The organism is Sphingobium sp. YR768 (assembly GCF_900111125.1).
In the GTDB taxonomy this organism is placed as follows: Bacteria; Pseudomonadota; Alphaproteobacteria; order Sphingomonadales; family Sphingomonadaceae; genus Sphingobium.
Map to the genome: position 1 here is coordinate 49,342 of NZ_FOGE01000010.1, position 21,667 is coordinate 71,008.

The following is a 21,667-nucleotide window of genomic DNA, read 5'->3' on the forward strand; positions in this document are numbered from 1 at the left end:
GGGTTTAGATCAGCGGGCAGCGGCGGGCAATGCGGCCTGAAGAATGGCCCAGGTCGATCCCTGCACCAGCGTCCCGTTGACGACGAAGCCGGGGGTGCCGGTGATCTTCACCTTGTTCCACGCTTCGTCGGTCATGGCCAGAACCTGCTTCATCGATTGCGGGCTGGCGATGCAGGCGTTGAGCTGCGCATTGGTGAAGCCGCGCTTGTTCATCAGCGCATAAAGGCCGGTCTTCTGGCCGATATCCTGCAATGCGGGCACCTGCTCGGTCGGCTTGGTCGCGTCGCGGTCATAGGTTTCCAACTGCTCCATCCAGGCGGTCTGGTTGGCGAACAACGCTTCATGATTGCCCATGAAACGGGCAGGGCCGCCGCAGCGGGCCAGCAGGGCGGCGGTCAGGTCATATTTGTCGCGCACGGCGTTGCGCACCTCGACCGCGACCTTGCCACCCTTCACATAGCCCGCTTTCAGCGGTGCGCTCGCCTCACCAACGAAATGAGCGCAGTGCGAACAGGTATAGCTTACATATTCGACCAGCTTCGTGGGGGCCGCCGGATTGCCCATAAAATGGCCGCCGATCGGCGTGATGGTGACGCGGCTGACCCAGTTGACGGCGGGCGCGGCGATCAGGGCGGCGGGAACGGCGATCAGGGCGAGCGACAGGAGTTTTTTCATGGGGCGGGTCCGTAACAAGAGCCGGCTGAACCACAGCCGAACTGATATCAGTTGATCTTGGGCAAGCCGCTGCTGTTGGCAAGCCCCTGCGCCAGCGATTCCAGCACCGCGCGCAATTCCGGGTCGCCAATGTCGCGCAGCGAATCGCCCAGTTCGACCGGAATGGGCTTCAGGTTGCGTGGCGGCGGGCGGCGCTCGGCGTTGGCAGGACGCACATCGCCCTGCCGCATCGCCACCTTGGCGACGGCGGCATAGCCGAAGAAGCGGTTCACCCGCTCGACAATGTCCGGCAGCACATGCTGGACCATCGGCGCATGGCCGCTCATGACGGTCAGTTGCAGCGTGCCGCCAGCCTTCTGGCCCACCGGGAAGCGGATCGATTCGGGCGCGCTGATACTGGCATAATGCGGCCCGACAATTTCCGCCCAGCGGGTCACGATGCTGGACTGGACGAAGCCGAATTTGCGGAAGGCGGCCCGCCCGATATCGGGCATCAGGTCGGAAATCCGGCGCGGCGCGCCGATGCGTGGCCGTTCTTCGGCCGGCACTTTGCGACTCTTCATTTTCGGTGGGACCGGGCGTTCCGTCATGGCGCGCTTAATGGCATAGGGCCGCCATGCGCGTCGAGGGTAGAGAAACAAAAATCGCGAGCGACCTGCTCGCTCATTACGACGTCCATGCGCGCCGCCTGCCCTGGCGCGCGCCGCCCGGCGCCAATGCGGCTGATCCCTATCGGGTCTGGCTGTCGGAAGTCATGCTGCAACAGACGACGGTGGCGGCGGTCGGCCCCTATTTCGCGAAATTCACCCAGCGCTGGCCGACGGTGGGGGATCTCGCCGCCAGCGCCGATGCCGATCTGATGGCCGCCTGGGCCGGGCTTGGCTATTATGCCCGCGCGCGCAACCTGCTGGCCTGTGCCCGCGCCGTCGTGCGCGACCATGGGGGGGACTTTCCCGATACGGAGGATGGCCTGCGCGCGTTGCCGGGCGTGGGCGCCTATACCGCCGCCGCCGTCGCCGCGATCGCCTTTGGCCGGCGGGCGGTGGTGGTCGACGCCAATGTCGAGCGGGTGGTGGCCCGGCTTTTCGCCATCGATACGCCGCTGCCCGCTGCCCGGCCGGAGATCCGCGAGGCGGCCGACCGGATCACGCCCGATGCCCGCGCGGGCGATTTCGCGCAGGCGATGATGGATCTGGGCGCCACCATCTGCACGGCGCGCAATCCGGCCTGCGGCATCTGCCCTTTGCGGGACGATTGCGATGCCGTCCTGACCGCCGATCCCGCTGCCTTTCCGGTCAAGGCGCCGAAAAAGGCCAAGCCCCATCGCCTGGGTCATGCCTGGTGGATGGAGCGCGACGATCATGTCTGGCTGATCCGGCGGCCGGACAAGGGATTGCTGGGCGGGATGCGCGCGCTTCCCAGCTCCGAATGGAGCGCCGCGCCCGATGGCATGCCGCCGGTCCCCGCACGCTGGAGCGCGATTGCAGAACCGGTCGTCCATGTCTTCACCCATTTCTCGCTGGCGCTCAGCGTCCACCATGCCCATGTGAAGGCCGCGCCAGCCGGGGAAGGCGAATGGTGGCCGATCGCGCGGATCGAGGAGGCGGGCCTGCCCACCCTGTTCGCCCGCGCCGTCGCCGCGGTGAGAAAGGAAAAAGATGCACGGGACTGAGATGCATAAGGTGCTGCCGGGCTTTGTCGGCGGCACGCTGGACCGGGTGGACCCTATCCGCACCAATGCCGCGCTGCTGGCGGAGACATTTGCCGATCCTGCCGCCCGCCTGCTCCTGCTGGACGGGCTGGAACCGGTCGAGGCGGACGGCCATCTGGTGCTGGAGCCTCTGGCCGCCGATGCGCGGGTCGAGGATCATGTGCTGCTGGGCGTCGACCCTTCCGGACGACCGATCTTTGCGCGCCTGATCGCCGATCTTGGCCCCGGCCTCAGCCCGACACCGCGCAGCCGCGCCATCGCCGATCAGGTCCCGGCGGAGGAGGTCGCGCTCTACGGCACGGCGCGCAGTCTGGTGCACTGGCATGCCCGGCATCGCTTCTGCTCGGTCTGCGGCGGCGCAACCGATCCGGTCAAGGCGGGCTGGTCGCGCAAATGTACCGACTGCGGATCGGAGCATTTCCCGCGCACCGACCCGGTCGTCATCATGCTGGCCGAACATGGCGGGCGGGTGCTGCTGGGCCGTCAGCATAGCTGGCCGCAAGGACGCTATTCGGCGCTGGCGGGCTTTGTCGAACCGGGCGAGACGATCGAGGAAGCGGTTGCGCGCGAATTGTTCGAGGAAGCCGGCATCCGGGTGCGCGATGTCCGCTATGTGATGAGCCAGCCCTGGCCCTTCCCCTCGTCCCTGATGATCGCCTGCATCGCGCAGGCCGATGATCCGAGGCTGACGCTGGACCAGACCGAGATTGAAGACGCCTTCTGGTGCGATCTGGCGGGCGTCCGCGCGGCGATGGCGGGGGAGGCGGACGCCCCCTTCCTTGCGCCCACGCGCATGGCCGTCGCCTGGCATCTGCTCGACCATTGGCTGGCGGGTGCAGGACCAGCGCCCCTACCTCCGCCAGTGCCCCCGCTTGTCCGCTCCGAAGCAAGCGCGTAAGGCCCTGCTCTTATCTTCGCCCAAATAAGGACTATCTCTCCTCCATGCTCAGCCTAGAAGAAGCCCAGTCGCGCGCGCAGGATCTGGTCAGCGCCGCGCGCAAGGCGGGCGCGGATGCGGCCGACGCCATCTATGCCTGCAATGCGTCGACCAATGTGTCGGTCCGGCTGGGCGCGCTGGAGGATGTCGAGCGGTCCGAAGGCGAGGAGATCGGCCTTCGCGTTTTCGTCGGCCAGCGCTCCGCCAGCATTTCCGCGTCGGACATGAACCCGGCGACCTTGTCGACTCTGGTCGATCGCTGCATCGCCATGGCGCGCGAAGCGCCCGAAGATCCCTATGCCGGACTGGCGCCGGAGGACCGGCTGCTCAGGAAGCGCGCGCCCTCGCTCGATCTGGCCGATGTGGAAGAGCCCGAACCCGCCGCCCTGCGCGAACGCGCGCTGATCGCGGAAGAAGCGGCGCGCGGCGTGCCGGGCATCACCAACAGCGAGGGCGGCGGTGCGTCCACCGGCCGCAGCCAGGTCGCGCTGGCCACCAGCCACGGCTTTGCCGGCGCCTATGCCGGCACCAGCCATGCGACCTGGGCCAGCGTGCTGGCGGGCGCAGGCGCCGACATGCAGCGCGATCATGCCAGCCACAGCGTCCGTCACCTCGAAGATCTGGACGATGCGGAGGCGATCGGCATTCGCGCCGGCCAGCGCGCGGTCGCGCGTCTCAACCCGGTGAAGGTCGAAAGCGGCGTCATGCCGGTGATTTTCGATCCGCGCATCGGCTCCAGCATGATGGGCCATCTGATCGGCGGTATGGTCGGCCCGGCGATCGCGCGCCGGTCCAGCTTCCTGCTCGACATGCTGGGCGAAGCGATTTTCGACAGCAGCGTCACCATCATCGACGATCCGCTGTTACAGCGCGGCCTGCGCTCGCGCCCCTTCGATGGCGAGGGGCTGCCGGTGGAGCGGCGTGCGCTGATCGACAAGGGCGTGCTGACCGGCTGGCTGATGGACAGCGCCTCGGCGCGCCAACTGGGCCTCGAACCCACCGGCCATGCCAGCCGGGGCGGGGCGGGAGCGCCCGGCGCCAGCGTCACCAATGTCCATATGGAGGCGGGTAGCGTCTCGCCCGGCGATCTGATGGCGGACGTGAAGCGCGGCCTCTATGTCACCGAACTGATCGGCATGGGCGTCAATGGCGTGACCGGCGACTATAGCCGGGGGGCGGCGGGCTTCCTGATCGAAAATGGCGCGGTGGCCCATGCCGTGTCGGAAATCACCATCGCCGGTAACTTGAAGGATATGTTCAAGGCGCTGGTGCCGGCCAACGACCTGCAATATCGCTACGCCATGAACGTGCCGACGCTGCGCATCGACGGGATGACCGTTGCCGGGGGATGACGCCCGATTACGCGCCGTCGTGTCCGCCGTGGCGGATGCGGCCGATCATGCGCTGACCCTCTGGGCGGGCGGGGAAACCCGCGTGCGCCAGTGGGAAAAAGTGCCCGGCCATCCGGTGTGCGAAGCCGATCTGGCGATCGACGTCATGCTGCGCGAAAGACTGGCGGCGATCGATCCGGAAGCGGGCTGGCTGTCGGAGGAAACGGCGGATACCGTCCATAGGCTGGGCGTGCCGCGCGTCTGGGTGGTCGACCCGATCGATGGCACGCGCGACTATCTGCGTGGCCGCCCCGGCTGGTCGGTGTCAGTGGCGCTGGTAGAGCATGGCGCGGTCAGCATCGGCATTCTCGCCGCACCTGCCCGCAACGAACTATGGGTGGCGCAGGCGGGCGAAGGCGCGACCCGCAATGGCCTGGCCTTGCGGGCGGGCGCCCGCAGCATCCTGCCCGGCGCCCGCGTCCCCGCCGATCAGTTGCCCAGGGCCGATCGCGATCTGGTGGCGGTGGACAAGCCCAACAGCATCGCCCTGCGCATGGCCATGGTCGCTGCGGACGAAGCCGATCTGGTCGCCACCGTGCGCTGGGGCAATGAATGGGATGTCGCCGCATCCGCGCTGATCTGTAGCGAAGCAGGCGCGATCGTCACCGACGCGCTGGGCGATCCGCTGCGCTTCAACCGGCCCCAACCCGTGGCGTTCGGCCTGCTCTGCGCCGCGCCGGGCATTCATGCCGCAGCGGTCGACCGTCTGGCGCCCCGTGCGAAAGAGATATTGGCCAAGCCCGGAAGCTAAGCGCCGCTCTGCAACCTGCTGACGATGGCGCGGGCGGCACGGGTGACATCGTCCCAGGTCACGGCAAAACCGGCTTCGTCGCCAAAATAGGGATCGGTCACGCCGCTGCCCTCGCGCCCCGGCACCATGTCCATCAACAGGCGCAACTCGGCCGTCCCATCCGCCGGGCGGATGCGCCGCAAATTGCGCAGATTGTCGGCATCCAGCGCATAGACATGGGTGAAGCGGTGAAAATCCTGCGCCGTCACCTGCCGTCCGCGATAATGGGAAATGTCGATGCCGTGGGACAGCGCCTGCCGCTGCGCCCGCGCATCGGGCGGGCAATCGACATGCCAGTCCCCGGTCCCGGCCGAATCGACGAGGATGTCCAGCCCGGCCTTCTCCGCTTCCGCCCGCAAGGCCGCTTCCGCCAGCGGCGACCGGCAGATATTGCCCAGACACACGAACAGGATGGACGGCTGGCTCATCCCTCGGCCGCCGCCGTCGACAGGCCCAGCCCCGGCAGGCCGATCGATCGCTTGCCCGAAAAATCGGTTCGCGCGACGATGACGCCCAGTTTCTCCATATAGTCGATCAGCCGCCGCACCCGACCCGGCGATGATGTGCCATAGGCGCGGGCCAGCGCGCTGTCATCGGGGCAGGGCTGCCCGTCCAGCGCTGCCCGCGCGATCAGCAGGAAGGGGGCCAGCATATCCTCCGGCACCGGTTCCGCCGCCCGGATAGCATCCTGCCAGCGCGGATCGTCGGCATCGACCATACCCGCCTGCGCCATGGCGAAGCGCTTGCGGAAGGCAGGCAGGTCCAGCGGCAATCGCTTCAGCCCCTTCATCCGGCAGCGGACGCCGAAATCCTGATACAGCGCCGCCACACTGGGCGCGGCATCGCCCAGATCGGCGACGATATCCTCCAGCACGGCAATGACGACCGGTTCATTCTCGCCGAAATCCAGCTCCGGCGCGGCGGGCTTGGCCGATGGCGTATCGGCCAGCGCACGCATGATTTCCTCGGCCGGGCGCGCGGTCGGTTCGGCGCGCGGCGGGGGGGGCGGCAATGCCTCTTCCTCGACCCGCGCGAACAGCATCTCCTGAAAATCCCCGCCCGTCGTCACCGGCGGCGGCATCAGCTTGTGCGTCCCGCCGCGCGTCCCGGTCTTCACCGTGCCGATCTTCACCCCCACCGGCCGCCGCGCGATGGCGGGACCAAGGCCCAGAAAGCGCCCGCGCTCCAGATCGCGAATCTGCTCCGCCTGCCGCCGTTCCATGCCCAGCAGGTCGGCCGCACGCGCCATGTCGATGTCCAGAAAGGTGCGGCCCATCAGGAAGTTGGAGGCTTCGGCCGCGACATTCTTGGCCAGTTTCGCCAGCCGCTGCGTCGCGATCACGCCAGCCAGCCCACGCTTGCGGCCACGGCACATCAGATTGGTCATGGCGGCCAGTGAAAGCCTCCGCGCTTCGTCCGACACATCGCCGGCGGAGACGGGCGCGAACATCTGCGCCTCGTCCACCACCACCAGCGCCGGATACCAATGGTCGCGCGGCGCATCGAACAGGGTCGACAGAAAGGTCGCGGCGCATTTCATCTGCGCCTCCAGTTCCAGCGATTCGAGACTGAGCACCACGGACGCGCGATGTTCGCGGATGCGCATCGCCATCTTGATGATCTCGCGCTCATTATAGTCGCCTGCGTCGATCACCACATGGCCATATTCGTCGGCCAGCGTCACGAAATCGCCTTCGGGATCGATGACAACCTGCTGCACCATCGGCGCGCTTTCCTCCAGCAGGCGGCGCAACAGATGCGACTTGCCCGACCCGGAATTGCCCTGAACGAGCAGCCGGGTGGCGAGCAATTCTTCCACATCGACCAGCACGTCCTTGCCGTGGCTGTCGGTTCCTATGCTGATGCTGGCGGTCACTGATGCCCTTTGGCCCAAGCGGGCAGGGGAGCGCAAGGGCCTGTTGGGACAAACGGTCCGCTGTCCCCGGCCCATGTTGATCCGCTAAGGGCGAAGCAGAAGGAGTCTTCATTTGCGGTTTTCCATTGCGGCGGCGCTGATCCTGCTGTCCCTTTCAGCCTGTGGCGACGATCGGCGGGAGGAACGGCTGCGCGCGGCCGGCCCCAACCCCTCGCTCGATGCGCTGATGAAGGTCGCGGATGCCGATGCGGGCGCGCGCAAATTCGGCGTCTGTGCCGGTTGCCACAAGGCGAGCAAAGATGCCCCCGACTTTGGCGGCCCCAATCTCTATGGCGTCTATGATCAGGTGATGGGCCAGCATAGCGACCGCTTCGGCTATACGCAGGCGATGATCGACAAGGGCGGCCGCTGGGACGCTCCGACTCTCGACGCATGGATCGCCAACCCCCGGCAGGTCGTGCCCGGCACCAACATGCAATTTGCCGGCATCGCCGATCCGCTCGACCGGGCGGATATCATCGCTTATCTGCGCCGCCAGTCCGATCCGAAGCCCTGAAACAGCGGTGTAGGACGGTCATCTACGAATATACGATCGGGTGCCTTGACCACTGCCATGCCGCAGTGCAGCATCACGTGCTATGGAGAGTCACGCAACCGCCCAATCCGCGCCTGCGATCACGCAGAATCCCGATATCCGCTATCTCGGGCGGCTGCTCGGTGACGTCATACGCGCCTATGGCGGCGACAAGCTCTACAAGCAGACCGAATATATCCGGTCCGCCTCGGTCGACCGGGCGCGGGGCTTGCAGGGCGCGGACCTGACCGACACCGGGCTGGAAGCGCTGAACCTTGACGATACGCTGAATTTCACCCGTGGTTTCATGCTCTTCTCAATGCTCGCCAATCTGGCCGAGGATCGGCAGGGCGTCGCGGCGGAACCGGGCGCGGACGTCGCTTCCGCACTCGCCCGGCTGGAAGCGGAAGGCATCGGCCGCGACGCGGTGCTCGATCTGCTCGCCCATAGCCTGATCGTCCCGGTGCTCACCGCCCACCCGACGGAGGTGCGGCGCAAGAGCATGATCGACCACAAGAATCGTATCGCCGACCTGATGCTGCTCAAGGATGCCGGTCGCACTGAAACGGACGAGGGCGAAAATCTGGATGAGGCAATCTTCCGCCAGATCGCCTTGCTCTGGCAGACGCGCCCGCTGCGCCGGGAAAAATTGTTCGTCGCTGACGAGATCGAAAATGTTCTCGCCTATTTCCGCGACACCTTCCTGCCCGTGCTCCCCGCCCTCTATGCCCGTTGGGAGCGGGTATTGGGCGCCCGCCCGCAAAGTTTCCTGCGAGTCGGCAGCTGGATCGGCGGCGACCGCGACGGCAATCCCTTCGTGCAGGCGCCGCAGCTCGAATTCGCGCTGAAACGCGGCTGTCAGGCGGCCATCGCTTATTATCTCGATGCGCTGCACGCGCTGGGCGCCGAACTGTCGTTGTCGACCGAACTCGCCCATGTGCCGCAGGCCGTGCTGGACCTGGCCGAAGCCAGCGGCGACGCCTCGCCCAGCCGCAAGGACGAGCCCTATCGCCGCGCCATTTCCGGCATATACGCCCGGCTTGCCGCCACCTGCGTCGCCCTGACCGGCGGGCAGCCCGCCCGACCGTCGGCGCTCAAGGGCGAAGCTTATGCCACGCCGCAGGATTTCCGCCGCGACCTCGTCACCGTGGCGCAGGGGCTGGCGAGCGAGGGCGATGGGGCGCTATCGACCGGAGGGGCGCTTGGTCGCCTGATTCGCGCGGTCGAAACCTTCGGCTTCCACCTCGCCACGCTCGACATGCGGCAGAATAGCGCCGTGCATGAACGGGTCGTGGGCGAATTGCTGAAAGTCGCCGGGGTCGAGGCGGATTATCTCTCGCTCGACGAATACGCCCGCATCGCCCTGTTGCGGAAGGAACTGGCGAACAACCGGCCGCTGGGATCGCGCTTCTCCGATTATTCGGAGGAAACCGCGTCCGAACTGGCGATCGTCCATGCCGCTGCGACTGCGCACAAGCGCTACGGTTCGCCCTGCATCACCCATTATATCATTTCCAAGGCGGAAAGCGTCTCCGATCTGCTGGAGGTGAATATCCTGCTGAAGGAAGCGGGCCTGTGGCGTGCGGGCGTGGACGGCGCCGCGCCGCAGGCGGCGATCATGGCGATCCCGCTGTTCGAAACCATCGCCGATCTGGAGGCCGCGCCCAGCATCATGACCGCCTATTTCGGCCTGCCCGAGATCGCCGGCGTGGTGAAGGCGCGCGGCCATCAGGAAGTGATGATCGGCTATTCGGACAGCAACAAGGATGGCGGCTACATCACCTCCACCTGGAGCCTGTACAAGGCCAGTCAGGCGCTGGAGCCGGTCTTTGCCGATGCCGGCGCCGCGATGCAGCTCTTCCACGGTCGCGGCGGCGCGGTCGGGCGTGGCGGCGGATCGGCGTTCAAGGCGATCCAGGCGCAGCCGCGCGGCAGCGTGCAGGGCCGCATCCGCATCACCGAACAGGGGGAGGTGATCGCCGCCAAATTCGGCACGCGCGACGTCGCCATGACCAATCTGGAAGCGATGACCAGCGCGACCCTGCTCGCCAGTCTGGAGCCGGAGGGGATTTCGGCGCGGGACGCGGCGCGATTCTCCGGCGCGATGGACGAACTGTCGAAAAACGCCTTCGCCGCCTATCGCGACCTCGTCTACGGCACCGATGGCTTCAAGGAATTTTTCCGCCAGCTCACCCCGATTCAGGAAATTTCGGGCCTCAAGATCGGCTCCCGCCCGGCCAGCCGGACCAAGAGCAATGCGATCGAGGATCTGCGCGCCATCCCCTGGGTATTTAGCTGGGCGCAGGCGCGCGTCATGCTGCCGGGCTGGTATGGGGTGGGCCATGCGCTGACCCTGTTTGAGGACAAGGCGCTGCTGGCCGATATGGCGCAGCATTGGGCTTTCCTGAAATCGGCGCTGGCCAATCTGGAGATGGTGCTGGCCAAGTCGGACCTCGGCATCGCCGCGCGCTATCTGCCGCTGGTCGAGGATCAGGCCAAGGCGGAAGAGCTTTTCGGCCGGATCAGGGATGGTTGGGGACAGGCGCATGACGGGCTGCTGGCGGCCACCGGCCAGTCCCGCCTGCTGGAAAAGAGTCCGGCCCTCGAAACCTCGATCCGCCTGCGCCTGCCCTATATCGAACCGCTGAACCTGCTTCAGGTCGAATTGCTCAAGCGTCACCGCGCGGGTGAGGATGATGCGCGGATCAAGGAAGGCATCGAACTGTCGATCAACGCCATCGCCACCGCGCTCCGCAACAGCGGCTAGCGGAGAGGGATTTCCCTTAAAATCGCCCATATGGCCTTTTGCAACAAACCGGACATTCCCCGGACGCACATCAGGCCTATCTCTCTCCTTGTCAGCGGCGCCTCTAGACAGACCCCCCTCTGTTGCCGCTGGCACTCCCCCTGAACCTCGACCCCCGGCATTTGCCGGGGGTTTTTCTTCGCGCTTCAGGTGGCGGGCGGCAGATAGGCCCGGCTATTGTTGACCGGTGGCAGCAGCGTCTGCATCGCACGCAACATGCGCTGCACCTGCCGCGCTCCGTCTCCGTCACATCCAGACTGGAAAATGAAAGAGCCGCCGGCAGCCCCCTTGTCGAAATTCACGCCGGCCACCGTGCGGCCATCGAAAATATAGGTGCAGCCCGTCGGCAGGACGAAAGGCAGGTCGGCCGTCAGCTTTTCCGGCCGCAGCCGTCCGAACATGCGGCGCAACTGCATGGCCCTGCCTTGGGGTAAGCCATATATTTTCCGACTATCGATGAAATGGCCGTCAACCCCGCCAAAGCAGCAGACATGGTGGTCGTCGCCACGCTCGACCGTCATTCGCCCATCGGGGGCCAAAGTGTAGGACAGGGTTCGGCTGAGGTCGCCATCGCCATATTTGCGGAACTGCAAGGTAATGCTCTCGCCCGCCAGCGTCGCATCGCTCGCAACCGGCCAGTCGCCGACAAGGCTCTCTGTGCGGGGCCTGTTGCCGCACCCGGTGATCACGGGGAATGCGGAACGGCTGCAGTCCAAATGCCGTCCCGCACCCCAACTCCCGCCAAAGGGAGATGATCCGTGCGCAACGTCGGGGTGGATCGACGATGCGCGATGTCAAAGCGCGCGGGCGAGCCGTTCAGCCCGCCCGCGCATCCATTCAGAACTTGGCGACAACACCCGCCATCGGGCGGATCGAATGGAAGTTGCCGGTGGTATCTGCCTGCACGCGCAGGCGGACATTGCTGCTCTGGGCCGAACCACCCATGTCAGCGGGCGACAGTTCGACGCCCGCGCCATAGGTCATGCCATGATAGTCGCGGCTATCCTTGCCCAGCGCGTCGAAATTGGTCCACTGATAGCCGACTTTGGTGAAGATCAGGCTGTCCTTGCCTGCCTTCACGCCGACGCGGCCCGCCGCGCCATATTCCCAGTCGATATCGCCGCTCACGCCCTTCGACGCGGTGCCTTCGACACCGACGACGACCGGCCCGGCAACATTATAATTCACGCCAGCGACACCCTCGACCATGCGGCCTTTATAGCCGACCGGCGGAATGCCTTCCTTGCTGGTTTCGCTGTCATAATTATGCACGCCGGCCATCACGCCGACATAGGGCTCAAGGCGCTTGGTGGAGCCGGCATCGTCCTGTGCAAAGGCGGCGGCGGGGAGCAGGCACGCAGCAGCGGCGGCCGTGAAAACCAGTGTCTTCATGGGTGTGACCCTTTTATTCGTTGATGATTGGAATGCGGCGGTGTGGACCCGCCGGGCCTAACGGAGCGCTCAAAGCGGCTCGGTGTCGGCAGGGGAGAAATGGATGAGCGGGCCGGAAGGTTTCCTGAACGACATCGAAAAATCGGGCAAAAGCCGATTATGTGACGGAAAGAACACGCTTTCTGTCATTTCCATGAACAGAAGGCGGCTTTTCTGAACCTGCGATAAATGCTGGCATGGAAAGGATAATCCATTCACAACCAATTCAAGCTGGCCGCGTTACGCAGGGCATAGGATGATTTGAGGAGACAGGCGATGACGGGCATCCGACATCGGTTTCTGGCGGCCATGGGCCTTGCGGGCACATTGATGCTTAGTGGCTGCTATGATGATGGTTATGGCTATGGCGGCGTCAGCGTCGGCAGCGGCTATTATGGCAATGGCTATTATGGGAACGATTATTACGATCCCTATTATGGCGCGGGCTATTATCCCGGCGGCTATGGCTGGTATGACGGCTTCTATTATCCGGGCAACGGCTATTATGTCTATGATCGTGGCGGTCGACGTCACCGCTGGAATGACGGCCAGCGCCGCTATTGGGAAGGCCGCAGGGGCGATCGTCCTGGTGCCGGACGGCCGGGAGACGGTCGTCCAGGGGATGGGCGCCCCGGCTATGGACGCCCCGGTGATGGTCGTCCGGGCGATGGGCGTGGCCGCGATCGGGATGGCAATTGGGGCAATCGCGACCCCAATCGTCCGCCGGGCGATGGCAATTGGAACGGGCAACGTCCGCCACGGGGCGGCGATCGTGGACCGGGCCGCTGGCGCGGCAATGACGGTGCTCGCCCGCAACCCCAGCCCGGTCTTCGTCCCCCGCAGCAGGCGCGTCCGCAACCGCAGCCCCGCCCGCAGATGAGCCAGCCACGGGCCGATCGTCCGATGCGCGCGCCCAGCCGTGGCGGCGCGATGCCCCGGACGCGCGACAACTGATGCTGGCAGGGATCAGGACCTCCATATTGCTCCCACTCCTGCTCGTCGCCGCGTGCGACGGGCGGGAAGAGAGCGCGATCGACAATCTGGCCAACGGCGCCAACAGCACACAGGTCGAAAATAACGTTCGCGCCGAAGCGATGGCGTTGATGGAACCGCTCAACCCGCCGGCCCCCGGCACGCCCGGTGGCCTGCCGGTCGATCCCGCGCCGCTGGCCGAAGGATCGATCGATCCCGACAGCGCACAGGGCGCGGCGCAGGTGGTGCAGGGCTATTATGGCCTGTTGGAAGAAAAGCGGTTCGAGGATGCGCAGGATCTCTGGGATCCGGAGGGGGCAATCGGCGCGCAGGACGATGCCCATTTCGAGGCGCGCTTCCGGGGCTTCGGCGAAATCCACGCCAATATCGGCGCCCCGTCCGATCCCGAAGGTGCGGCCGGTTCCTCCTATGTCACCGTGCCGGTGCAGCTCTATGGCCGGATCAAGGCCAATGGAAAGCCCTTCTACACGCTGCGGCAGGTCGTGCTGCGCCGGGTCAACGACGTGCCCGGATCGACCGAGACGCAGCGGCGCTGGCATATCGAATCGATTGCCGCCTATGTGCCGCCCAAAGTGCCGCCGGGGGACAATGCAGCCGAACCGCCCAAAGCCATCTCGATGACAGACGGCATGGCCGACAAGCCCTGAAAATAAATATGCCCGGCCTTTTGGAAAGGCCGGGCATATTTATTTATCCATCAATCCAGGCGGCTGGCGCTCAGGCCACGGTCGCCTTGATGATCTTGCCGGGGGTGCGCGGCGGCTCACCCTTGGGCAGCGCGTCGACATAGTCCATGCCCGACGTCACTTCGCCCCAGACGGTGTACTGGCCGTCGAGGAAGGTGGCATCGTCGAAGCAGATGAAGAACTGGCTGTTCGCGCTGTTCGGGTTGGACGAACGGGCCATCGAGCAGACGCCGCGGACATGCGGTTCGCGGCTGAATTCAGCCTTGATGTCGGGCAGCTTCGATCCACCCATGCCGGTGCCGGTCGGGTCGCCGCCCTGCGCCATGAAGCCGGGGATGACGCGGTGGAACACGACGCCGTCGTAGAAGCCATCCTTGGCCAGCGTGGTGATGCGTTCGACATGGCCGGGCGCCAAGTCGGGACGCAGCTTGATCACGACGTCGCCGCCGCTGTCGAGGGTGAAGGTCAGGGTTTCGTCGGCCATGGGAATCCTCTCTTGCCGGGGAAGGGTATGGGGAGCCCATATAAAGGCTAATGAGGCGGATGGAAGCGCTGTCCCCCCATTGCAATTCTTTTGTGCATCGGCGAAAGCGACAGAATGTTACAGGAACCGGACAGTAGGGGGCGCTATGAGCGAGCGCGGCGATACAGCCGAACCCCTTGTGCATGGGGAAGAATTTGACGACATTCTGATCGATCAGGCCGAAACCGGCCTGGACGAGGATGACCGGCTGAAACCTGAATTCCTGACCGCCGTGCTCGACGCGGTGGAGGATGGCGACAGCGAAGCGGCGCGTGACCTCGTTTCGCCACTGCACCCGGCCGACATCGCCGACCTTCTGGAACTGACCCCGTCGGAGCGGCGTGGCGCCGTGGCGGCGGCGCTGGGCGATCTGGTCGGCGCGGAAGTTCTGTCCGAACTGAACGATTATGTCCGCGACGACCTGATCGGCGCGCTTGCGCCAGAACAGGTCGCCGAATTCGCCGCCGAACTCGACACCGACGACGCCGTCGCCATCATCGAGGATATGGAGGAGGCCGACCAGCAGGCCGTCCTCGACGCGATGGAGCCGGAAGACCGCGCCGCGATCCAGAGCGCGCTGTCCTATCCGGAGGAATCCGCCGGCCGTTTGATGCAGCGCGATCTGGTCGCGGTGCCCGAACATATGACCGTCGGTCAGGTGATCGACTATCTGCGCGACAATCAGGATCTGACCCGCGACTTCTGGGAAATCTTCGTCGTCGATGCCGCGCACAAGCCGATCGGCACCTGCCAGCTCAGCTGGGTGCTGACCTGCCCGCGCGGCATCGCCATGGCGGACCTGATGAAGCGCGAACAGACGCTGATCCCGGTCGACATGGATCAGGAAGAGGTTGCGCTGCGCTTCCAGAAATATGCGCTCATCTCCGCCGCCGTGGTGGATGGCAGCGGGCGCCTGGTCGGCATGATCACGGTCGATGACGTCGTCCACATCATTTCCGAGGAAGCGGGCGAGGATATCCTCCGCCTGTCGGGTGCGGGCGAAGGCGACATCAACCAGCCGATCCTGATGACGGTGCGCACGCGCCTTGTCTGGCTGGTGGTCAATCTGGGCACCGCGATGATCGCCGCTTCGGTCGTCGGCCTGTTCGAAAACACGATCGAGCATCTGGCGCTGCTGGCGGCGCTGATGGGCATCGTGTCGGGCATGGGCGGCAATGCGGGCACGCAGACGCTGGCGGTAATGGTGCGCGCCATCGCCACCAATCAGGTCACGAGTTCGAACACCATGCGCATGATCGGGCGCGAATTCCGCATCGCCGCGACCAACGGATCGGTGCTGGGCGTGCTGATCGGCATCGGCTCCTATCTGGTCTATGGCCAATTGGGACTCTCGTTGGTGTTCGCCGCCGCGATCCTGATCAACAATATGGTGGCGGGGCTGGCCGGTGTGCTGATCCCGGTGACGCTGGACCGTTCCAATATCGATCCGGCAGTATCGTCGGCCGTGTTCGTCACGATGATGACCGACTCGCTGGGTTTCTTCACCTTCCTCGGGCTGGCGACGATCTTCCTGACCTGACGCATTGATCCATAACAGCCCCGCGCCCATCTAGACCCGCTCATGCCGCTGCACATCACCAAGATCGCCTTTCAGAGCGAAAGCCCCGCCACCCTGCGCGCCTGGCTGGAAAGCCATGCCGGGGAGGCGCGGATCACCACCCGCTATCTGCCCAAGCGGGTGGAGGAGATGGCGGGCGGATCGCTCTACTGGATTCACGGCCATATGCTGGTCGGCCGCAGCCCGATCCTGGGTTTCGAGGAGACGGGGCAGGGCCGCTACTGGGTCCGGCTGGAACCGCGTCTGATCCCCGTGCGCAGCCAGCCCAAGCGCGCGCATCAGGGCTGGCGCTATCTGGAGGGGAAGGACGCCCCGGCCGATCTGAACGATGGCGAGATGGACGACCGAGACGCCATGCCGCCCGCGCTGCTGGGCGAACTGACGCGGCTGGGGCTGGTCTGACCGCAATCGCGGCGGGCTGTCAGATCCCGTTTGAAAAATGCGCGAAAGAGCGCATTTTTGTAGCCGCACCGGCCTTCAAACGAGGCACGTGACTCGTTTGAACCCCACCCGACCGTCCACATATGGTACCCTGCTGGGCGGTCGGGTGAGGGCCGGTGCGGATGCGCCAAAGGCGCATTCCCGAACAGACTCTCAGATCCCGCCTTCCCCTGTCTGATACATGCGCTTGCAGTCGCAGTAGTATTTCACCGCAAAACCATGGGGTGAAACCGCCTATGTTAGGCATGTCGCAGCCGGGGAGGTGCATATGGCGGGTGTCATCACAGACGCATGCATCAAATGCAAATATAGGGATTGCGTGGAGGTTTGCCCTGTCGACGCCTTCTATGAAGGCGAGAATATGCTCGTCATCAATCCGCTGGAATGCGTCGATTGCGGTTGTTGCATTGAGGAATGCCCGGTGGACGCCATCGTCTTCGACACGGAACCGCGCGCTCAGCCGTGGATCGAACTGAACGCGCAATATTCGCTGCTGTGGCCGAACATCGTCGCCAAGGGCAAACAAGGCTTACCCGACGCAGACCGTTTCCGATCGGAAACCGGGAAATTCGATCGCTATTTTTCGCCTGAACCCGGAGCAGGTGATCCACTGCCGCGCATCAGGTCAACGCACGTCGACTCCTGCGCCAAATGCAAGCAGAAGCCCTCCCTGTTGCGAAGAGTGATGCTGTTGATCGGCGGCCTGGCCCTGTTTTTTGCTCTTTCCGCTGGCGCCTTGATCTTGCTGGGCATGCTGCTCTTTTCGTTCAATCCCGGTCATTAGAGCAAGCAGGGTGCAACGGGGGCAGTCTCACCCCTTCCGCCCGATCCCCCGTTCGATCAGCGCGTTGGCGATGGCGGCGATGTCTTCGGCCGGGCGGCTGTCGTCCCATACGCCATAGCGCAGCCCCAGAAACACGTTCATGCCCATGATCGCCCAGGCATGGACTTCCTCCACATCGGCGCGCACGTCGCCGCGCTCCGCCGCCTTGGTCAGGCGGGATGCCATGCGGCTGGCGGTGTTCTCATAATGGGCGCGATAGGCGGCCTGATCGACAAACTCCGCCTCGTCGATGATGCGATAGATTTCCTTGTGCGCGCGGGCGAATTCCAGAAAGCTGAGCAGACCGACCCGTTCGGCATCGATCCCGTCGCGCGCATCGGCGATGCGTGGCGATACATAGTCGCGCACCTGCCCGGACATGTCGTTCACCAGCGCGCGGAAAATATCGTCCTTGCTGTCGAAATAGGTGTAGAAACTGCCCAGCGCACAGCCCGCCCGGCGGGTGATGCCGCTGATCGATCCTTCGTGAAATCCCTTCTCGCCAAATTCGGCCGCAGCTGCGGATAGCAGCGCGCGGCGGGTACGCTCGCCCCGTGCGGTGCGCGGCGTCTTGTCGTCCTTTGCGGCGGCGTTTTCCGTCATGTCCACTCCTGAAATATTGTGTTCTTTTTGCCGCAGCACCACGCTCTCGTCCCCTGCCTCTTATTTCAAGTTGAAAGCTGGTTCAACTTTCATTATCGAGTCGGTCAAGGCCAAGCGACCCGGCAGACCGGGCGCGCCAATTTCAGGAGAGGACCGACCCGATGAAGGCCCATCAGACATTACGTGCGCTTGCGCTTGCTTCCGCCGCCTGGGGTGGCGTGATCGCCCTGCCCGTGCTGGCGCAGGATAATGGCCCGGCGGTGGACGATACCGGAACCGATATCGTCGTCACCGCCCGTCGCCGCGAAGAAAGCCTGCTGAGCGTGCCGATCGCCGTCAGCGCCTTTTCCGGCGAGGCGCTGGAGCGCAGCGGCGCGCTGGACATCACCGATATTTCCAACGTTACCCCCAACACCACGCTGGAAAATTCGCGCGGCACCAATTCGACGCTGACCGCCTTTATTCGCGGCGTGGGCCAGCAGGACCCGGTGCCGGGATTCGAAGCGGGCATCGGCATCTATCTGGACGATGTCTATCTCAACCGCCCGCAGGCGTCGGTGCTGGATATCTATGATGTCGAGCGGATCGAAGTGCTGCGCGGACCGCAGGGCACGCTCTATGGCCGCAACACCATCGGCGGTGCGGTCAAATATGTGACCAAGTCGCTGCCCGACGAATTTTCGCTCAAGCTGCGCGGCACCTACGGCACTTATGATCAGGCGGATGGCGTGCTGACCGTCAGCACGCCGATCAGCGACCTGATTCGCGTCGGCGCATCGATGGCGCGGCTGTCGCGTGGCGGCTTTGGCGAGAACCTCACGCTGGGCATCGATAACTACAATAAGGACGTCTGGGCCGGGCGCGGCACGGTGGAGATTGGCGGCAACGGCCAGCCGGTGCTGATCCGCATTTCGGGCGACTATACCCGCGACAAGTCCAATGCTCGCAATGGCCATCGCCTGATCCCCGGCCTGATATCGGGCGCGCCCGTGCTGGACGATGTGTTCGATACCCGCGCCGGGCTCAACAATCCGAAACAGGATGTGAAGGCCTATGGTCTGGCGATGAACATCACCGCCGAACTGTCCGATCATTTCACCCTGCGGTCGATCAGCGCCTGGCGCAAGGATACCAGCTACACCCCGATCGACTTCGACGCGCTGCCTTCGGTCGATGTCGATGTCCCCGCCGTCTATCGCAACGAGCAGTTGAGCCAGGAATGGCAGCTTCTCTATGAAAGCGACCGGGTGAAGGGGCTGCTGGGCTTCTATTATCTCGATGCGAAGGCGGCGACCTCCTTCGACGTGCTGCTGGGCCTGACCGGCGCGGCGATCGGCTTCCCCGGCCTTAATGGCTATACGGCGGGCGATGTGCGGACCGACACATGGTCGGTGTTCGGCGACTTCACCTTCGATTTTACCGACCAAATCAGCCTCTCGGTCGGCGGGCGCTACACCAATGACAAGCGGTCGGCCTATATCCTCAAGCAAAACCGGATCAGCGGCACCTCGCCCGAATTTGGCGGCGCCGATCCGATCGTGATCGCTACCGCGACCAATTTCCGTGGCACCCGCACCTTCAAGGAATTTACGCCGCGCGCGTCCTTGAGCTACAAGCCGGCGCAGGACCACATGGTCTATGCCTCCTATAGCAAGGGGTTCAAGGGCGGCGGCTTCGACCCGCGCGGGTCGGGCACATCGGCGCCCGACAGCAATGGCGACGGGGTGCGCAGCTATCAGGAAATCTACGACTTCCTGTCCTTCGACCCGGAAAAGGTCGACAGCTATGAAGTCGGTTACAAGGCTTCCCTGTTCGATCGCCGCCTGAGCCTCAGCCTCGCGGGCTTCTACGCCAATTACAAGGATGTGCAGATTCCCGGATCGGTCGGCTGTCTGGTCGGCGGGTTGCAGAGCTTCTGCGGCATTACTACCAACGCGGCCAAGGCGGATATAAAGGGCGTCGAGGTCGAAGCTAATGCCCTGCTGGCGCGCGATTTTGCGGGTGACGGATCAAGCCTGCGCTTCGTCGGTGCGCTGGGCTATGTCGACGCCAAATATAAGCGCTTCATCGGCCCGACCGGGGTGGATGTGTCGGATATCCGCACCTTCCAGAATACGCCCAAATGGACAGTGTCGGGCACGTTGAGCGGCGGCGTGGCGATGGCAGGCGGATCGCTCGACCTGTCGACGACCCTGTCCTATCGCAGCCTGACCCATCAGTTCGAAGTGCCGATCCCGGCGCTCGACCAGCCGGGTTATGCGCTGTGGGATGCCAGTATCGTGTGGACCTCCGCCGACGATCATTATTCGTTGGGCCTGCATGGCAAGAACCTGACCGACAAACATTATATCACCTCGGGCTACAATTATCAGTCGGCCACCGGCGTCTCGACGCTGGGCCGGGAAGGCGTGCTGACCGCCTTCTACGGCAATCCGCGACAGGTCTTCCTGACCGGCACGGTAAAATTCTGATCTTCGCCCAACCCCTCCCGTTCGGTTCGAGCTTGTCGAGAACCCGGCGCATGTGGTTCTCGACAAGCTCGAACCGAACGGAGATGGGTAAGCGCCTATGACCGACCGAACCTCTTCCCCCGCCTATCGTGGCGTCGTGCTGGCGATGCTGCTGCTGGTCTATACGTTCAACTTCCTCGACCGGCAGATTCTCGGCATCCTCGCCGGGCCGATCAAGGCCGAGTTGCAACTGACCGACAGCCAGCTCGGCGCGCTGGGCGGCATCGCCTTCGCGCTGCTCTATTCGACCTTGGCGATCCCGCTGGCGCTGCTGGCGGACCGGACCAGCCGGACCTGGGTCATCACCGTGAGCCTCGCCATCTGGAGCGGCTTTACCGCCCTGTGCGGCGTGGCGGGGAATTTCACCCAGATGTTCCTGTTCCGCATCGGCGTGGGCGTGGGGGAGGCCGGCGGCGTCGCGCCTTCCTACGCCGTCATCAGCGACTATTTCCCCCAGCATCAGCGGGCGCGGGCGCTGTCCATCTATTCGCTCGGCATTCCGCTGGGGTCGGCGGGCGGCGTGCTGCTGGGCGGCTATATCGCGCAGACGGTCGAATGGCGCACCGCCTTCATCGCAGTGGGCATCATGGGCATCCTGATCGCGCCGCTCTTCCGTCTGGTGGTGCGCGAACCCGCGCGGCCGGCGCAGACAGGCGATGCCGTGCCGGTCAGCGCCGTGTTCGGCATCCTCGCCGCCAAGCGCAGCTTCTGGATGCTGGCGCTGGGCGCGGCATGCAGTTCGATGTGCGGCTATGGCGTCGCCTTCTGGTTGCCCAGCCTGCTGATGCGCAGCTTCGGCCTGGACCTGATCGGCGCGGGGCAATTTCTGGGCGGGCTGCTGCTGCTCGGCGGCGTGGCGGGCGTGCTGCTGGGCGGTTTCCTGGGTGATCGCATGGGTGGCCGGGACAAGGCCTATTATGCCTGGGTGCCGGCGGTCAGCTATGTGGTCGGCATGCCCCTGTTCGTGATCGGCGTGCTGTCGAACAGTGTTACCTTCGCCTTCGCCCTGTTCCTGATCCCGCAGGCGCTGGTCTATGTCTGGCTCGGCCCGGTGCTGACCGCCGTGCAGCATCTGGTGCCGCCACAGATGCGGGCCAGCGCCTCGGCAACCTTCCTGCTGATCAATAATCTGGTCGGGCTGGGGCTGGGCAGCTGGGCGGTCGGCAGCCTGTCCGACGCGCTGACGCCGACTTACGGCATTGAGTCGCTGCGCTATGCGATCGTCGCGGCGCTGGGTTTCTATCTGCTCGCCGGACTGTTCATGGCGCTGGCGGGTAAGGCGCTGCGCAAGGATTGGGTCGCGGCGTAACGCCACGAC

At 64.9% G+C, this 21,667-nt stretch carries 20 protein-coding genes and 1 pseudogene; 13 read left to right on the forward strand and 8 right to left on the reverse strand.

Annotated elements, in window-relative coordinates:
* Nucleotides 1-9: 9 nt before the first annotated feature.
* A complete protein-coding gene (locus BMX92_RS13005) occupies nt 10-675 on the reverse strand; it encodes a thioredoxin domain-containing protein (RefSeq protein ID WP_093017104.1) in 666 nt (221 codons plus the stop codon).
* Nucleotides 676-722: 47 nt separating this feature from the next.
* Complete coding sequence (locus BMX92_RS13010) at nt 723-1,265, reverse strand: DUF721 domain-containing protein (RefSeq protein ID WP_093017106.1); 543 nt, start codon at nt 1,263-1,265, stop codon at nt 723-725.
* Nucleotides 1,266-1,291: 26 nt separating this feature from the next.
* Here BMX92_RS13010 and BMX92_RS13015 point away from each other — a divergent pair, with 26 nt between their 5' ends.
* Genes BMX92_RS13015 through BMX92_RS13030 form a run of 4 tightly spaced genes read left to right on the forward strand, consistent with a single transcriptional unit; the run spans nt 1,292 to nt 5,465 of the window.
* Nucleotides 1,292-2,347 carry an A/G-specific adenine glycosylase gene (locus tag BMX92_RS13015; RefSeq protein WP_093017108.1) on the forward strand — a complete coding sequence of 352 codons (1,056 nt, stop codon included), beginning with the start codon at nt 1,292-1,294 and terminating at the stop codon, nt 2,345-2,347.
* Nucleotides 2,334-3,284 (forward strand): NAD(+) diphosphatase, encoded by a 951-nt coding sequence (gene nudC, locus BMX92_RS13020; protein WP_093017110.1) that lies wholly within the window; start codon nt 2,334-2,336, stop codon nt 3,282-3,284. Before BMX92_RS13015 ends, nudC begins: the two co-directional genes overlap by 14 nt.
* Before the next feature lie 44 nt (nt 3,285-3,328).
* On the forward strand, nt 3,329-4,675 hold the full coding sequence (locus BMX92_RS13025) for a TldD/PmbA family protein (RefSeq protein ID WP_093017112.1): 1,347 nt from the start codon (nt 3,329-3,331) through the stop codon (nt 4,673-4,675).
* Nucleotides 4,662-5,465 carry an inositol monophosphatase family protein gene (locus BMX92_RS13030; RefSeq protein ID WP_093017114.1) on the forward strand — a complete coding sequence of 268 codons (804 nt, stop codon included), beginning with the start codon at nt 4,662-4,664 and terminating at the stop codon, nt 5,463-5,465. Before BMX92_RS13025 ends, BMX92_RS13030 begins: the two co-directional genes overlap by 14 nt.
* On the opposite strand, the gene BMX92_RS13035 is transcribed toward BMX92_RS13030, so the two are convergent.
* The gene (locus BMX92_RS13035; protein ID WP_093017116.1) at nt 5,462-5,932 is read right to left on the reverse strand and encodes a low molecular weight protein-tyrosine-phosphatase; all 471 of its coding nucleotides are present in this window, start codon (nt 5,930-5,932) and stop codon (nt 5,462-5,464) included. The genes BMX92_RS13030 and BMX92_RS13035 overlap by 4 nt on opposite strands.
* Entirely contained in the window at nt 5,929-7,380 is a 1,452-nt protein-coding gene (locus BMX92_RS13040; protein WP_093017118.1) for an ATP-binding protein, read from the reverse strand. The genes BMX92_RS13035 and BMX92_RS13040 overlap by 4 nt, the downstream gene beginning before the upstream one ends.
* Nucleotides 7,381-7,492: 112 nt before the next feature.
* Between BMX92_RS13040 and BMX92_RS13045 the strand changes: the two genes are divergently transcribed.
* Both BMX92_RS13045 and ppc read left to right on the forward strand, forming a co-directional pair.
* The gene (locus BMX92_RS13045) at nt 7,493-7,936 is read left to right on the forward strand and encodes a c-type cytochrome (RefSeq protein ID WP_093017120.1); all 444 of its coding nucleotides are present in this window, start codon (nt 7,493-7,495) and stop codon (nt 7,934-7,936) included.
* An 82-nt stretch (nt 7,937-8,018) separates the two neighbouring features.
* Nucleotides 8,019-10,721 carry a phosphoenolpyruvate carboxylase gene (ppc, locus tag BMX92_RS13050; protein WP_093017123.1) on the forward strand — a complete coding sequence of 901 codons (2,703 nt, stop codon included), beginning with the start codon at nt 8,019-8,021 and terminating at the stop codon, nt 10,719-10,721.
* A gap of 185 nt (nt 10,722-10,906) precedes the next feature.
* Here ppc and BMX92_RS13055 read toward each other — a convergent pair whose 3' ends face one another.
* Together BMX92_RS13055 and BMX92_RS13060 are read right to left on the reverse strand one after the other, a co-directional pair.
* Nucleotides 10,907-11,449: a hypothetical protein gene (locus BMX92_RS13055; RefSeq protein ID WP_093017125.1), complete on the reverse strand. Its 543-nt coding sequence runs from the start codon at nt 11,447-11,449 to the stop codon at nt 10,907-10,909.
* 148 nt (nt 11,450-11,597) lie between these two features.
* Nucleotides 11,598-12,152 (reverse strand): outer membrane protein, encoded by a 555-nt coding sequence (locus tag BMX92_RS13060; RefSeq protein WP_093017127.1) that lies wholly within the window; start codon nt 12,150-12,152, stop codon nt 11,598-11,600.
* Between the two features lie 315 nt (nt 12,153-12,467).
* Here BMX92_RS13060 and BMX92_RS13065 point away from each other — a divergent pair, with 315 nt between their 5' ends.
* Nucleotides 12,468-13,145 carry a hypothetical protein gene (locus tag BMX92_RS13065; RefSeq protein ID WP_093017129.1) on the forward strand — a complete coding sequence of 226 codons (678 nt, stop codon included), beginning with the start codon at nt 12,468-12,470 and terminating at the stop codon, nt 13,143-13,145.
* Complete coding sequence (locus tag BMX92_RS13070; RefSeq protein WP_093017131.1) at nt 13,145-13,831, forward strand: hypothetical protein; 687 nt, start codon at nt 13,145-13,147, stop codon at nt 13,829-13,831. Before BMX92_RS13065 ends, BMX92_RS13070 begins: the two co-directional genes overlap by 1 nt.
* A gap of 70 nt (nt 13,832-13,901) precedes the next feature.
* Here the strand turns inward: BMX92_RS13070 and BMX92_RS13075 are convergent, their stop codons facing one another.
* The gene (locus BMX92_RS13075) at nt 13,902-14,354 is read right to left on the reverse strand and encodes a peptidylprolyl isomerase (RefSeq protein ID WP_093017133.1); all 453 of its coding nucleotides are present in this window, start codon (nt 14,352-14,354) and stop codon (nt 13,902-13,904) included.
* Nucleotides 14,355-14,499: 145 nt separating this feature from the next.
* On the opposite strand from BMX92_RS13075, the gene mgtE reads away from it, so the two are divergent.
* From mgtE to fdxA, 3 genes and pseudogenes are all read left to right on the forward strand, one after another.
* The gene (gene mgtE / locus BMX92_RS13080) at nt 14,500-15,933 is read left to right on the forward strand and encodes a magnesium transporter (RefSeq protein ID WP_093017135.1); all 1,434 of its coding nucleotides are present in this window, start codon (nt 14,500-14,502) and stop codon (nt 15,931-15,933) included.
* A gap of 42 nt (nt 15,934-15,975) precedes the next feature.
* Nucleotides 15,976-16,374 (forward strand): DUF1489 family protein, encoded by a 399-nt coding sequence (locus tag BMX92_RS13085; RefSeq protein ID WP_093017137.1) that lies wholly within the window; start codon nt 15,976-15,978, stop codon nt 16,372-16,374.
* 307 nt (nt 16,375-16,681) lie between these two features.
* A pseudogene (fdxA, locus tag BMX92_RS13090) lies at nt 16,682-17,020 on the forward strand (ferredoxin FdxA); the annotation flags it as partial.
* A gap of 204 nt (nt 17,021-17,224) precedes the next feature.
* Here the strand turns inward: fdxA and BMX92_RS13095 are convergent.
* Nucleotides 17,225-17,839 (reverse strand): TetR/AcrR family transcriptional regulator, encoded by a 615-nt coding sequence (locus BMX92_RS13095; protein WP_093017141.1) that lies wholly within the window; start codon nt 17,837-17,839, stop codon nt 17,225-17,227.
* A gap of 161 nt (nt 17,840-18,000) precedes the next feature.
* Here BMX92_RS13095 and BMX92_RS13100 point away from each other — a divergent pair, with 161 nt between their 5' ends.
* Nucleotides 18,001-20,310 carry a TonB-dependent receptor gene (locus tag BMX92_RS13100; protein ID WP_093017143.1) on the forward strand — a complete coding sequence of 770 codons (2,310 nt, stop codon included), beginning with the start codon at nt 18,001-18,003 and terminating at the stop codon, nt 20,308-20,310.
* Nucleotides 20,311-20,407: 97 nt separating this feature from the next.
* A complete protein-coding gene (locus BMX92_RS13105) occupies nt 20,408-21,658 on the forward strand; it encodes a spinster family MFS transporter (RefSeq protein WP_093017145.1) in 1,251 nt (416 codons plus the stop codon).
* The last annotated feature ends 9 nt before the right edge of the window (nt 21,659-21,667 follow it).

What these genes read in the sequence shown, in the direction of transcription:
- BMX92_RS13005 (WP_093017104.1), bottom strand. Translation starts at nt 675, where the DNA reads ATGAAAAAACTCCTGTCGCTCGCCCTGATCGCCGTTCCCGCCGCCCTG.
- BMX92_RS13010 (WP_093017106.1), bottom strand. Translation starts at nt 1,265, where the DNA reads ATGACGGAACGCCCGGTCCCACCGAAAATGAAGAGTCGCAAAGTGCCG.
- BMX92_RS13015 (WP_093017108.1), top strand. Translation starts at nt 1,292, where the DNA reads ATGCGCGTCGAGGGTAGAGAAACAAAAATCGCGAGCGACCTGCTCGCT.
- nudC (WP_093017110.1), top strand. Translation starts at nt 2,334, where the DNA reads ATGCACGGGACTGAGATGCATAAGGTGCTGCCGGGCTTTGTCGGCGGC.
- BMX92_RS13025 (WP_093017112.1), top strand. Translation starts at nt 3,329, where the DNA reads ATGCTCAGCCTAGAAGAAGCCCAGTCGCGCGCGCAGGATCTGGTCAGC.
- BMX92_RS13035 (WP_093017116.1), bottom strand. Translation starts at nt 5,932, where the DNA reads ATGAGCCAGCCGTCCATCCTGTTCGTGTGTCTGGGCAATATCTGCCGG.
- ppc (WP_093017123.1), top strand. Translation starts at nt 8,019, where the DNA reads ATGGAGAGTCACGCAACCGCCCAATCCGCGCCTGCGATCACGCAGAAT.
- BMX92_RS13060 (WP_093017127.1), bottom strand. Translation starts at nt 12,152, where the DNA reads ATGAAGACACTGGTTTTCACGGCCGCCGCTGCTGCGTGCCTGCTCCCC.
- BMX92_RS13065 (WP_093017129.1), top strand. Translation starts at nt 12,468, where the DNA reads ATGACGGGCATCCGACATCGGTTTCTGGCGGCCATGGGCCTTGCGGGC.
- BMX92_RS13070 (WP_093017131.1), top strand. Translation starts at nt 13,145, where the DNA reads ATGCTGGCAGGGATCAGGACCTCCATATTGCTCCCACTCCTGCTCGTC.
- BMX92_RS13075 (WP_093017133.1), bottom strand. Translation starts at nt 14,354, where the DNA reads ATGGCCGACGAAACCCTGACCTTCACCCTCGACAGCGGCGGCGACGTC.
- mgtE (WP_093017135.1), top strand. Translation starts at nt 14,500, where the DNA reads ATGAGCGAGCGCGGCGATACAGCCGAACCCCTTGTGCATGGGGAAGAA.
- BMX92_RS13085 (WP_093017137.1), top strand. Translation starts at nt 15,976, where the DNA reads ATGCCGCTGCACATCACCAAGATCGCCTTTCAGAGCGAAAGCCCCGCC.
- BMX92_RS13095 (WP_093017141.1), bottom strand. Translation starts at nt 17,839, where the DNA reads ATGACGGAAAACGCCGCCGCAAAGGACGACAAGACGCCGCGCACCGCA.
- BMX92_RS13100 (WP_093017143.1), top strand. Translation starts at nt 18,001, where the DNA reads ATGAAGGCCCATCAGACATTACGTGCGCTTGCGCTTGCTTCCGCCGCC.
- BMX92_RS13105 (WP_093017145.1), top strand. Translation starts at nt 20,408, where the DNA reads ATGACCGACCGAACCTCTTCCCCCGCCTATCGTGGCGTCGTGCTGGCG.